Annotated in this window: 10 protein-coding genes; 3 read left to right on the top strand and 7 right to left on the bottom strand. The window is 59.6% G+C overall.

Annotated elements, in window-relative coordinates; translation table 11 throughout:
- Nucleotide 1: 1 nt before the first annotated feature.
- From GSQ92_RS29605 to GSQ92_RS29585, 5 genes are all read right to left on the bottom strand, one after another.
- On the bottom strand, nt 2-1,234 hold the full coding sequence (locus GSQ92_RS29605; RefSeq protein WP_158803311.1) for a PotD/PotF family extracellular solute-binding protein: 1,233 nt from the start codon (nt 1,232-1,234) through the stop codon (nt 2-4).
- Between the two features lie 14 nt (nt 1,235-1,248).
- Nucleotides 1,249-2,007: an SDR family NAD(P)-dependent oxidoreductase gene (locus tag GSQ92_RS29600; RefSeq protein WP_158803310.1), complete on the bottom strand. Its 759-nt coding sequence runs from the start codon at nt 2,005-2,007 to the stop codon at nt 1,249-1,251.
- A 70-nt stretch (nt 2,008-2,077) separates the two neighbouring features.
- A complete protein-coding gene (locus GSQ92_RS29595; protein WP_158803309.1) occupies nt 2,078-2,929 on the bottom strand; it encodes an ABC transporter permease in 852 nt (283 codons plus the stop codon).
- Between the two features lies 1 nt (nt 2,930).
- Entirely contained in the window at nt 2,931-3,845 is a 915-nt protein-coding gene (locus GSQ92_RS29590) for an ABC transporter permease (protein ID WP_216850121.1), read from the bottom strand.
- Nucleotides 3,842-4,954: an ABC transporter ATP-binding protein gene (locus GSQ92_RS29585; protein ID WP_159014902.1), complete on the bottom strand. Its 1,113-nt coding sequence runs from the start codon at nt 4,952-4,954 to the stop codon at nt 3,842-3,844. The genes GSQ92_RS29590 and GSQ92_RS29585 overlap by 4 nt, the downstream gene beginning before the upstream one ends.
- Before the next feature lie 74 nt (nt 4,955-5,028).
- On the opposite strand from GSQ92_RS29585, the gene GSQ92_RS29580 reads away from it, so the two are divergent.
- The 3 genes from GSQ92_RS29580 (at nt 5,029) to GSQ92_RS29570 (ending at nt 10,826) form a co-directional block, all read left to right on the top strand.
- A complete protein-coding gene (locus GSQ92_RS29580) occupies nt 5,029-6,090 on the top strand; it encodes a GntR family transcriptional regulator (protein WP_256367155.1) in 1,062 nt (353 codons plus the stop codon).
- Between the two features lie 296 nt (nt 6,091-6,386).
- Nucleotides 6,387-7,637 (top strand): efflux RND transporter periplasmic adaptor subunit, encoded by a 1,251-nt coding sequence (locus GSQ92_RS29575; RefSeq protein WP_216850119.1) that lies wholly within the window; start codon nt 6,387-6,389, stop codon nt 7,635-7,637.
- Between the two features lie 18 nt (nt 7,638-7,655).
- Nucleotides 7,656-10,826, top strand: coding sequence for an efflux RND transporter permease subunit (locus GSQ92_RS29570; RefSeq protein ID WP_159014900.1), 3,171 nt, complete (start codon nt 7,656-7,658; stop codon nt 10,824-10,826).
- A gap of 156 nt (nt 10,827-10,982) precedes the next feature.
- Here the strand turns inward: GSQ92_RS29570 and GSQ92_RS31340 are convergent, their stop codons facing one another.
- Nucleotides 10,983-11,204, bottom strand: a complete 222-nt coding sequence (locus tag GSQ92_RS31340) for a hypothetical protein (protein WP_254065659.1) — start codon at nt 11,202-11,204, stop codon at nt 10,983-10,985.
- An 802-nt stretch (nt 11,205-12,006) separates the two neighbouring features.
- Nucleotides 12,007-12,441 carry a CBS domain-containing protein gene (locus GSQ92_RS29560; protein ID WP_254065658.1) on the bottom strand — a complete coding sequence of 145 codons (435 nt, stop codon included), beginning with the start codon at nt 12,439-12,441 and terminating at the stop codon, nt 12,007-12,009.
- Between the last annotated feature and the right edge of the window lie 9 nt (nt 12,442-12,450).

Here is a 12,450-nt window from a genome sequence, read left to right as displayed (position 1 = left end):
ATCAGGCGCTCAGAAACTCGTCCCATTTCGAGACGAGGTAATCATATTCGTCAGGCCACTGGTGCCAATAGGCGACATGTGCCGCGCGCTCCTTCAAGGAGCCGCCGTCACGCAGATCACCCGGCTTGATGCCGCGCCATTCGGCTTCTTTCCACGGTGCGCCCTCGTACCAGAAAGCATAGCGATCAGGCGCCATGACCTTTTCGATATTGGTGGTGGGCGAATAATAGCCTTGTTCCGACACGGTAATGCCCGGCGGCCCGGACAGCCAGTAGTCGGCATAGGCCAGCACGGCATCCTTGTTCGCCGTGCCGGCGATCATCGCCGGGCCGATCGCCCAGGCGCGATAACCTTCCTTCGGCACCGCGTATTTGCACGGCTTGCCCTGCGCCTTGACCGCCATGACCGCAGGCTGCCAAGCGTCGCTAACGACCATTTCGCCGGAGGCGAGCAGATTCACCAGCTCGCCAAAATCGCCCCACAGCGCACGAAACTGGCCACCCTTCTTTTTGGAAATGAGAAATTTCGCCGCCTCCGTGATCGCTTCCTTCGGTGGGTTGCCGGGATTCTCGACCTTCAGCAGGCCGAGCGTGTTCATCGCCATAATTGCTTGGCCGAAGGCGATCAACGGATCGGTGTTGAGACCCGACTTTCCTTTGAACTTGTCGTCGAAGAGGCAGGTCCAGGTATTCGCCTCCTCGGCGCTGACCTTGTCCGGGTTGTAGCCAATGCTGTCGTAGTTGTACACGGCGGGCACCATGTAAAGCTTGGTATGGTCGTCATCGGTCCATATCTGGCCGACGATCTGTGCCTTGGCCGGCCACTTCGGATCGGCCTTGGTGAAAGTGTCGCGAATGCTTTCCCAGTTCTTCAGCCCGCTCGTCTCGACCGGCGCATCCTTGTTCGTCTGCACCAGCGCGGGCAGACGCTCACCGATGATCTCCCAGCAATCGAAGTCGGAGGAACCTGACAGGATCTTGGTCTGCGCATCCGGGAAGGTCGCCGCCGTGCCGCTGACGCTTCCGACATCGCTTGCTTTCTTGAAGTCTTGCAAGATGCGATCCTGCACGGTCACCGAAAGGCCGATCGTGCGAAGCTGTTCACTCGCGAGCCCGCTCGCCGCCATAGCATGACGCATCGACCCAAGGATTGGGCCGCCGCCGAGTGCCGCGAATGCGAGCGACGTAGCACCGCCTTTCAGCATGGAGCGTCGATTGACGTGTGGCTTGTCCATGGGAGTTTCCTGTTTCAATAACGGCCGACGAGAAGACCGCCATCAACCACGATCACCTGACCGGTGATGTAGCGGGCGGCCTCGGATGCAAGAAATAAAACGACATCCGCGATATCCTCGGGCTCACCCAGGCGGCCCATGGGGATAAAGGCGGGCGCCTGTTCGGCACCGGCCGCTCCCAGCGAATGCTCTTCCGATAGAAGCTGCGCCGTGCGGATATAGCCGGGTGCAATGCCGTTCACGCGAATACCCTGTGACGCCAACTCAACCGCGAGGCCGCGCACCAGGCCGATCACCCCGGCCTTGGCAGCCGAGTAGTGAATATGTTTGTCCCAGCCATAGGCGATGCCCATGATTGAGGAAAGCGCGACCAGAGATCCGGCGCCGCGCTTACGCAATCCCGGAACGGCCCGACGGAAAACGCGCATCACCCCGCCGAGGTCGATATCGACTGTTTGATTCCACAATGCGTCCGTCAACTGCTCCACCGGCACATGCCGGGCGATGCCTGCATTGGCGATGACCGTATCGACGACACCATGCGCAGCCTCCGCCGCCGCGAAGACCGCCTCGACCTCCTCGGTGCTCGTCACGTCTAGAAGGTGGAAGCTTGCGCGGCCGCCAGCTGCGAAAATCTCGGCCGCTACCGCCTCGCCTTCCTCAGCCAAGACGTCGGTCACCAATACATGCGCGCCAAGACGTCCGAATGCGATCGCGGTGGCGCGGCCGATGCCTATCCCGGCGCCGGTGACAAGAACAGTTTGCGCCGTCACCGTGTTACGTCTCCCGAACTCGGCCAAGCCCTGGGACCGATGCCGCCGATCCGCACCAACCAGCCTGTCATCATGCAATGTCCTCCTGTACCGCCAGCCTACGCGCCCGGCGTGAACTCAGCGTCATCAATGTCGCGTAGACGGCCAGGAGCGCGAAAGAGAACAACGTGGTCAACACCCCGAAAGCGAAGACGTTCGGGTGGATCTCAACCGAGAAGGTTCCGTAGATCGCAAGCGGCAGCGTCAATTGACCACCGGAGGCGAACAGCGTACGCGGAAACTCGTCATAGCTCAGCGTAAAGGCGAAGAGCATCGCGCTCAGCACACCGGGAAAGATCAGCGGAAAAGTGATCCGGCGGAAAGTCTGGATCGGCGAAACGCCGAGACTCCAGGCCGCTTCCTCCACCGACCGGTCGAACCGGTTGAAGATCGCAAGCATGACGAGGAAGGCGAAGGGATAGGTATAGACTACATGCACCAGGAAGACGGTGCTCCACCAGTTCCGCTCGATCGACAGCGCATTCGCGGTCAATGCCGTGCCGAGACCGACCAGCACGCCGGGCACCATCATACCGAGGACAACTAGGTAGAAGACCGCCCCCGAACCGCGAAAATGGCGGCGGAAGGCCTGCGCTGTCAGCGTGCCGAGCACGGTCGATACCACCATCGTGGAGAAGGCGAGCGTCAGGGACCGAAACAGTGCGGCCCCCACCGGAAGCGGCGCCACGCGGGACGGCGGCACGAGGTCAAAGAGCTGGCGGTACCAATAGATTGACCAATGTTCGATCGGGAATTGTGGCCCGCCTTCCGGCCCCGACTGGAAAGACAGAATCGCGAGCACGACCATCGGGCTATAGAGGAAGATCAGGAAAAGGCCGGTCCATCCCCCAAGCAAGGAACGGAGGAAAGGCTGACGCTCCATGTCAGATCTCCCGCCGAAGATTTACGATTCGCAGCAGCCCGACCACGGTGACGGCCATCAACACGGTTAGGATCACGCCGCAGACTGAGGCGAAGGCCCATTTCAGCGACCCCACCTGCGTCACGATGATATTGCCAAGCAGATTGACCTTCGAGCCGGACAGCGCTGCGGGGGTCGCAAATTCACCCAGCACCATGACCGAGACGAAGATCGCGCCGACGACGATGCCGGGCAGGCTGAGCGGCAGGATGATCGTGAAGAATATCCGCGTTGTGCCGGCGCCAAGATCGCGCGCGGCCTCGATAAGGCTGCGATCGATGCGAGAGACCATGAAGGCGACAGGCCCAACCATGAACACCACATAGATCTGCACCATGCCGACAATGACACTGTATTGCGTGAATAGCAGCGCCTCGATCGGTGTCGAGATCAGGCCGAGTTTGAGCAGGATCAGGTTGACCGCGCCCTCGGTTCCCAACATCGGCCGCCAGGCCAGGATGCGGATGAGAAAGGAGGTCCAGAACGGCACAACGCAAAGCACCAGAAGCGAAGTCTGGATGGTCCGGTTGCGAACGAAGAGGCCGATATAGACGGCGACCGGATAGCCGATGAGGAAGGTCAAGGCGAGCGTGATGAACCACAGCCTGATCGTCGTCAGTAGCGAATCGACATAGGTCGGTGTGCTGAAAAAGGCGATCCAATTGGCAAAGGTGGGCGTCGACTCGATTGAGAAGGTGTGCTGCGTCCAGAAACTGACATAGACCATCATCAACATCGGCACGACGAGGCAGAGCAGCATCCAGACGACGCCTGGCGCCAGCAGCATCCAGCCGCCAAGCGATTGCCTTCTGATGAATTCGCGTGCCGGCGCTGTCGGGCCGTCGGCCAAGGTCGCGTTCTGAACGGCGGCCGTCACGCTGCGGCCTTCATCGGAACAGTGCCAGCACCGGCTGGGAAGACCAACCCTTCCGCCCTCGGCCAGACGACGGAGTAGCGGCCGCCCGGATCGTATTCGGCGGGGCGGCGATGGCTGAGATGATCCTCGACCTCTAGGATGCGGTCGTCGGTCAGACGGAACAAATGGGTGATGATGGCGCCAGAGAATTCACTGGTGATATAGGCCGCTTGCAAGTGAGCCTGGTTCGGTCCAGGCGTCGCGTTCTCGGGCAGAACTTCAATTTTGTCTATACGTATGCAGAAATCCATAACCTCGCCGGCCCTACGGGTCTCGGCTACGTCGGGCGCGGCGATGAGGCCCGCCGCGGTCGCGATCCCGCCCGCGCCGTCATTCTTGCCGTTGAAGAGGTTATAGCGGTTCAGAAAGCGCGCGACGGCGATTGAAGCGGGACTGTTGTAGACCGTATCAGGCTCATCAGCCTGCAAGATGCGCCCAGCATCCAGCACGACCACACGGTCGCCCATGGCCAGCGCTTCCATTTCATTGCCCGTGACATGGAAAAAGGTAATGCCGAGCGCGCTATGGATGCGACGAAGCTCGATCGTCATCCGTTGGCGCAAATTAGCGTCCAGTGCGCCGAGCGGCTCGTCCAGTAGACAGAGCCGGGGGCGCACGACCAAGGTGCGCGCAAGGGCCACGCGCTGTTTCTGACCGCCGGAGAGCTGCTGAATCTGCCGCCTCGCAAAATCCTCCAGCCCGACCATTTCTAGAATGTCGTTGACCCTCTTGCGTACTTCTGCGGTGTCCCGCAGCGGGGAAGTCGCGTGATAGCGCAGCCCGAAGGCGACATTGTCGAAAACCGATAGATGCGGGAACAGGGCAAAGCCCTGGGACACGAAGCCGATGCCGCGCTCATGCGCCGGCACGGTGGCGAGAGACTGACCGTCGAGCTTTATTCCACCTTCATCCGGGGCCTCATAGCCCGCGAGCACGCGCAGCAGCGTCGATTTGCCAGAACCGCTGGGGCCGAGAACCGAAAGATAGCCGCCAGTGCTGACCGAAAGCGAAATCGCATCCAGCGCCGCCACACCGCCGAAGCGTTTTGTCAAAGATTGAATCTCGAGCATCGCGTCTCCAAACAGACCGCATCCCGTGACACGCCGCGCCAGGGAGGTAGCACAAATGATTTTTGCATACAACAATGCGTTTTGCGTTGATTGATGGCAGTTTCTGTGATGTCTGCCTAGTTTTCGATCACATAGCGAAGGACGCCCTGTCAATCAGACTTCATGACAAGGTCTATCAAGTGCTCGAGTTGCATCTGGTGCAGCATCGCCTGACACCCGGGCTCGTGCTCCTTGAAGGCGCCATCGCCGAGGCATTCCGAGTAAGCCGCGCACCAGTCCAGATGGCGCTCCGCCGGCTGCATAGAGCCGGACACGTCCAGCGCTTCGAAGGGCGAGGCTATGTCGTGCCTGCCGCCGCGAACACGCCGCTGGTGCCGGTGCGAAGCAGCCTCAGCCTCTCCGGGCTGGATGTCAGCATTCTGCCCCAGACGCCGCAAGACATCGGCCGCGCCGGCTGGGCACGCGTGGCGGCGGATACACAGCGAACCATCGAAGCGGCGGAACCATTCGGGCGCTTTCGGCTGAGCGAAAGCCGCATGGCCTCTCATTTCGGCGTCAGCCGCACCGTAGTGCGCGACGTACTGGGGCGCCTGCACGAACGCGGCATCATCACCAAGGACGAACGTTCCCACTGGCTGGTCGGCCCGCTGACGGATGCGAGCCTGCGCGAGATGTACGAGGCGCGGATCATCCTGGAGCCAGCGGCGCTAAGACAAGCGGCGCGCAGACTGGATCGCGCGACACTCGACCCAATGCTCAAACGTGTCGAAATAGCTCGAACTCAGCTGCCGCGGGTCGATCCGACGTTGATGGAACAGATCGACCAGGATCTGCATGTCGACTGCGTCCAGCATATCGGCAACCGCCATCTGATCGACCTGATCCAGCGTAGCCACGCGAGCCTCAAGGCCAGCCACATGCTGACGCGCTTTCTCGAATGGGGAATCGAATCCGGCTCGGTCACGGAACATGCCCTTATTTTCGAGGCGCTCCTGCAAGGAGCTACAGAGGCGGCGGCGGAAGCGCTCAAGGTTCATCTCGAGAGATCCTTGGAACGCGCGCTGACGCAGCTGAAGGTAATCTCCGTGGTCCCGCTGCCGCCGTTCCCAAGATATCTTGTTGAATCGCCGCCATAGTTGAAATCACGCGCTGGACAAGAAAGAACCGTCACCGATCACCTGCTTGGCCCGCAAGTGTCATCTCAAACAACTGGTGTGACTTCGATTCGAGAAGGCCATCGGGTGACTTCTAGAACAGCCTGCTCATTTCGGGGGTAGTCCCTCCGACCGAGGCAAGGGCTGCGTCGCCATTTCCAACATCAAACGCGGCTGCACGATATTATTGCTGCCGAAGCCAAGTTTTTCGCTATACTTTTCTGCCGTAGCCTGGGTTTCGTCCGCGGGATCTAGCTGTAGTGTATTGGGAGTCGCAATTGAACGAGACAATTCACCCGACCGACAGCCAGCAGCCCGTGCCGTCAAGCTTGCGCTCGCGAATTTGGTCACTTATGGTCTGCTCGGTAGTCGGGGCGATCGTTGCGATCGCGGGACATGCATATACTCCGCTATGGCAGGCTGCCCATCTGATTGAGCCAGCCCTCGCCGACTCTGCCGAAGCTCCGCCCTCTGTGGTTGTGAGTTACCCGTTACAGCACGATGAAGACACGCGCATCGCATTCCTCGGCCAGTTCGCGGCGGTGGACCGGGTGGAGCTTCGCGCGCAGGTTGGCGGCATCTTGGCCGAGATTCACTTCCAGGATGGGCAAATCGTTCATAAGGGCGATCTTCTATTCGTCATCGATCCGACGCCCTACGAGATTACCCTGGCCCAAGCGAAGGCCCAGTTGGCCTCTGCCAATGCAAAATACCTCTTGGCCCAGCAAGAACTCTTTCGCGCGCAATCTCTCAAACAGAGTACGTTCGGCACCGTAGAGAACGTTGATCTACGCACCGCCGATCTGAGCGCGGCAAGTGCTGCCGTTCAAGCCGCGACTGCAACCATTCGGGACGCCAGCTTCGATCTTCTCCACTGCAATATCGTCGCTCCTTTTTCCGGACGGATTGGAGCGCATCAGATTTCCGTCGGCAACCTGATTGCCGGCAGCCGCTTCGCCAGCGCTCCAACAACCCTATTGGGGACGTTGGTGACGATGGACCCAATATATCTGAATTTTGACATGAGTGAGGCAGACTATCTCACTTTTGAGAAATACCGGTCAGCCTTGGGCACGCGATTCGATGGACGAGTTATGATCAGATTGAGCGATGAGGCACATTTCCTGCATCAGGGCGTGCTGGATTTCGTCAACAATGAAATTGATCGTTCGAGCGGTACCATTCACGCACGCGCCACAGTGCCAAACGTCGATCTCTCCTTGACACCAGGCGAATTCGGCAGGGTCCGCTTACAGGTTTCTCCGCCCAAGCCGACCCTTTTGGTGCCCGACGCATCGGTGCTTCTCGATCAAGACCAGCATGTCGTCCTGACGGTCGCGGCGGACGGGACGGTCGTTTCAAAACTGGTGACGATCGGCGGCCTGCGGGGCGGTCTACGAATAGTAAGTTCAGGACTGACACCGCGCGATCGAGTCATCATCGATGGGATCGTGAGGGCAAATCCGGGCATGAAGGTGACGCCTCAGGCGGGCTCAATATCTTATGGCGCTTCTGACGATCAACACTAAATAGGCGAGGTCGTCCGCATGCGCTTTCCGCACTTTTTCATCGACCGGCCGATCTTTGCGATCGTACTCAGCACTTTTATCACCATCGTAGGACTTGGCGCTCTCGTTATCCTCCCGGTCGCGCAGTATCCGGAGATCGTGCCTCCGACCGTCCAGATCACCACCGTGTATCCGGGGGCTTCAGCTGAGACGGTGGCGCGTACCGTCGCAACTCCCTTGGAACAGGAGATCAACGGCGTCGAAAATATGCTCTACATGAGCAGCCAATCGACCGGTGACGGGAAACTTACGGTCACGGTCACATTTAGACTGGGCACGGATCTTAACGTCGCCCAAATGCTAACGCAAAACCGGGTCGATAACGCGCTTTCCCGCCTGCCTGAAGATGTTCAAAGACAGGGCGTCGAGGTGCGAAAATCCACCCCAAGTATCCTGTTGGCCGTCCATCTTTATTCTCCTGATCGAACCAGGGACGTGCTCTATCTCTCCAATTACGCCACTCTGCATGTAAAGGACGCTTTGGCGCGCCTGCCCGGTGTTGGAGACGTCCAATATCTCGGAGCACGCGAATACGCGATGCGGATCTGGTTGGACCCAGGCAAGGTCGCCGCGCGCAACCTGAACGCGGAAGAAGTGCTGAGTGCCCTGCGCGCCCAAAACCTGCAGGTTTCAGCCGGCGTCCTCAACCAGACTCCGGTTGTCTCTCACCAAGCGTATCAACTGAACGTTGAGACACGGGGACGGCTGGCGACTCCTCAGCAGTTCGAGGACATTGTGCTGAAGTCAGGCGCCGATGGCCAGGTGACCCGGCTGCGGGATGTCGGTCGCGCGGAAGTCGGGGCCGCTGACTATGGCTCGACCAGCTATCTGGATCGAGGGCCCGGACTTCCACTTCTGATCTTCGCTGAACCCGGGGCAAACTCTCTGGCGGTCAATAGCGAAGTGTTGGGGACGATGCGGACACTGTCGCAGCAGTTTCCCGCCGGCGTCGCGTACAAGGTCATCTACAATCCGACGATTTTCATAGCGAAGTCGATCGACCACGTCGTTCATACGATCTTCGAGGCCGTACTCCTCGTGGTAGTGGTCGTCGTCGTGTTCCTTCAGACCTGGCGCGCTTCGGTGATTCCGGTCATCGCTATCCCGGTTTCCTTGATCGGCTCATTCGTTATACTTAACATTTTGGGAATCTCGCTTAACAACCTCTCGCTCTTCGGCTTGATTCTGGCCGTGGGTATCGTGGTCGATGACGCCATCGTCGTGGTCGAGAATGTCGAGCGCAATCTGCGGTTGGGCATGTCGCCGCGCGAAGCTGCACACAAAACGATGGACGAGGTTGGCGGCGCGATCATCGCGATCGCTCTGACGCTTTGCGCCGTCTTCATACCTTCCGCATTTATCTCAGGAATTTCCGGGCAGTTCTTCAAGCAGTTTGCGGTTACCATATCCGCATCCACGATAATTTCTTGTTTTGTTTCTCTCACACTGAGCCCAGCGCTCTGCGCCCTCCTACTCAAACCGCATGCATCGAATTCAGGTGTTCGCCGCGGCCTTCTGAGGCGAGCCATAGAAGGAGGTTTCGCCGGTTTCAATCGCGGCTTCGAAGCGACCTCGGACGGATATCGTGGCCTAACGCGCCGCCTTCTCCGCCTCAGCGCGTTTGTTTTGATCGTCTACTGTGGATTGCTGGTGACAACCGGGATCCTCTTCTCCCGCACACCTACTGGCTTCATTCCTGAGCAAGATCAGGGATACTTGATCACGATCATTCAACTGCCGCCCGGGTCAACCCTTGCACGCACCAACGCAGTGGTCGAGCAGGCGATAGAGATCATGCTTGACACGCCAGGCGTTCAGCACGTCGCGCCTTTTTCGGGCCTTGACGCCACGACCTTCACAATATCTCCAAACGCAGCGACCATATTCTCCGCGCTTCCATCACTATACGACATGCCCACACATGGTATCACGGCAGATGCGGTACTTGCGAAGTTGCGCCAACGCCTTGCAGTGATCAAGGCTGCATACGTCCTCACGATCCCGCCACCTCCCGTCCAGGGTCTCGGCAATGCCGGCGGTTTCAAGATGATGCTGGAACACCAGGGGGGGCTCGGTCCCAACGCCTTGTCGCAGGCAGCACAGGCACTCGTCGCGGCGGCAAACAAGGACCCCGCAATCGTGGGTGCGTTTACACTTTTCAGCACGCGCGCGCCCTCACTCTATCTGAATTTCGATCGTGAGAAGGCGGAGATGGTGGGTCTTACACCAACCGACGTCTTCAACACGCTGCAAGTCTATCTCGGTTCGCAATACGTAAACGATTTCAACTACCTCGGACGGACTTACGAAGTCATCGTCCAGGCAGACGGCAAATTCCGCCGGAGCACGGGCGACATATCCAACTTGAAAGCGAGAAATAGCGGCGGAGACATGGTTCCGGTCGGCACCGTGGCTTCGTTTCGGAGCCAGACGGCTCCCTATCGCGTGCCTCGATACAATCTTTTCCCAGCCGCGGAGGTCCAGGGAGCGGCTGCTCCTGGCATAGCCACCGGCACGGCCTTGCTCCACATGGAGAGGCTGGCTCACGAAATACTACCGCACGGGATCAGTTATGAATGGACTGATCTGGCCTTTCAGCAACAGCAGAAGGGAACTCCAACTTGGCTGGTCTTCGGCGCGGCTGCACTGTTTGTGTTTCTCGTTCTGGCCGCGCAGTATGAGAGCCTGAAATTGCCCCTCGCCGTCGTGCTCATTGTCCCGATGTGCTTGCTCGCTTCCGTTCTTGGGTTACGATTGAGGGGGATGCCCATCGACATCCTGGCTCAGATAGGTTTCGTTGTGCTGCTGGGGCTCGCGGCAAAAAACGCTATTCTTATCGTCGAATTCGCTCGCCAAGCGGAAGAGGAAGGCCTGACAGTAGCAGACGCAACAGTGAAGGCGGCGCGGACAAGACTGCGGCCAATCTTAATGACATCCTTTGCTTTCATTCTCGGGGTGGCTCCACTCGTTGTATCGAAGGGAGCAGGATCGGAAATGCGTCAGTCACTCGGAACCGCGGTCTTCTTTGGAATGCTCGGTGTCACGATGTTTGGGCTCTTGTTCACACCGACCTTCTACTACGTCGTTCGCCGCATCGGCCGGAAACGCGTTCCGGCTCCGCCTCTCAAGGAGGCAGCTATTCACGAATAGGAGGCCTCAGTTCTCTCGCTCCTCGATTTCGGTCGGCGAAGCGAGCGCTGATGTCAGGTGCAGGCACGACACCTAAGTGCCCGTCGCCTCCACGACCGCAAGAAGGCCTGACGCCTGGACATCGCCGCCCCGCTTGTTTCACCATCTTGCCTGCTCTCATGTCGCGTTCTCATTGTAGAGCCCGAGAAAGAGATCGCCCATTGCATAGCGCCGGCGATAGGTGATCCAGCGTTGCGCAAGATGATGCGGCCGGTCATGCAGCATGTGACATCGCTGGCAGAGGCTTTTGAGGTTGGCCAGCCGATTGTTAGAGGGATCATTGTCAAGATGCGCGGCGGCGAGCACGACGCGAGTGCTGCGGCGCTCTGGCGTTTCCAACAGGTTTGGCCAGCGCGCAGGACGGCCGCGCTGGTCGCGCCATGTGCGCGCGTCATCATCAAACCAGCGGCCATCCGGTAGGCAACGGACCCGCGCCAGATGTGGTCGGAAACAACCTTGGCAACGGCCTCCGGCCCGTTCGAACCGCACGTATCGACTCAAGTCGCGCCAATGCGGAGGATAGAGAGGCCGCAGGTCAGGACGGATCGGCATGCTCAACTCGTTTGGTCACAGGCACCTCGACACCGTGCGGGAGGCGAGCTTCGTTGCCGAAGCGCTGACAAATCCGACCCGATATAGATAGGCCCACTTCTTCCGCACCTTCAAATAAGTTTCGCCGACGCGCCGACGCGCGCCGGATGTGTAACCCTTGCCATACCGGCGCCTGCGCTACGCGTCGCCTGGGATCGGCAGCACCTTCGCCCACACGTAGACAGAGCAGGTGGGAGCGAGCCTCCGCCGCCGCCGTCCCGGCAGGTTATCAGGACGAGGCGAGTAACGCATGAACGATCGGGCGGATCAACGGCCAGCATTGAGCGCCGTCACGATGGCCGTGGCGGCGTCGCTGGTCCTGGAGCGTTTCGCCCGGGTATCCATGGGAAGATGCAGATACTACTGGCGCCGCAGGGACCGGCTTGTTGGGGGAGCTTCCCGAAAGCTGGGACGATCCGCGCCGTGACCTGTTCATAGCTGCTGGCGGCCGCTACCGTCGGCGGCGCTTCGGGCCCTTCGCTATGCGGGAGGGCGCCGCGCAGCACAAAGCCCATCGGTCTCTCGGAGAAATGCGGAACGCAGATCTAGTCTAAGACGTGATATAGGCACGCATTGAAGCAACTTCGAACTCGGCCTCTTCCAGCCGCGCCTTCACGAGATCGCCGATGCTCACCATCCCTACGAGGGCTTGATCCTCGAAAACCGGCAGATGGCGGCAACGCTTGTTGGTCATCAGCAGCATTGCGTCCAGGATCGAACTCTCGGGCGTGCAGGAGGCAATGAGCGTCGTCATCAGGTTCGCGGCTACCTGGTTCTTGGTATCCTCACCGAGTTCGCCAACGAAACGCATGATGTCGCGCTCTGAGAGCATGCCGAGCACGACCCCGTTATCGTCTACCACCGGCGCCGCGCCGATCCTCTTGGCGGTCAGAAACTTCGCGACTTGTGGAATCGTCTGGTTGGCGCCGAGTACAGTCGAACCCCAACCCTTCTGGTCGAGAATATGGCGGACGGTTGTCATCATTCTTCTCCG

Source organism: Acidisoma sp. S159, from assembly GCF_009766125.1.
Taxonomy (GTDB): domain Bacteria; phylum Pseudomonadota; class Alphaproteobacteria; order Acetobacterales; family Acetobacteraceae; genus Acidisoma.
This window is presented reverse-complemented; position numbering and strand designations above follow the sequence as displayed.

Excerpts from the sequence above, each read along its gene's own strand:
- GSQ92_RS29580 (WP_256367155.1), top strand. The coding sequence starts at position 5,029 with ATGCGTTTTGCGTTGATTGATGGCAGTTTCTGTGATGTCTGCCTAGTT.
- GSQ92_RS29585 (WP_159014902.1), bottom strand. The coding sequence starts at position 4,954 with ATGCTCGAGATTCAATCTTTGACAAAACGCTTCGGCGGTGTGGCGGCG.
- GSQ92_RS29570 (WP_159014900.1), top strand. The coding sequence starts at position 7,656 with ATGCGCTTTCCGCACTTTTTCATCGACCGGCCGATCTTTGCGATCGTA.
- GSQ92_RS29605 (WP_158803311.1), bottom strand. The coding sequence starts at position 1,234 with ATGGACAAGCCACACGTCAATCGACGCTCCATGCTGAAAGGCGGTGCT.
- GSQ92_RS29595 (WP_158803309.1), bottom strand. The coding sequence starts at position 2,929 with ATGGAGCGTCAGCCTTTCCTCCGTTCCTTGCTTGGGGGATGGACCGGC.
- GSQ92_RS29560 (WP_254065658.1), bottom strand. The coding sequence starts at position 12,441 with ATGATGACAACCGTCCGCCATATTCTCGACCAGAAGGGTTGGGGTTCG.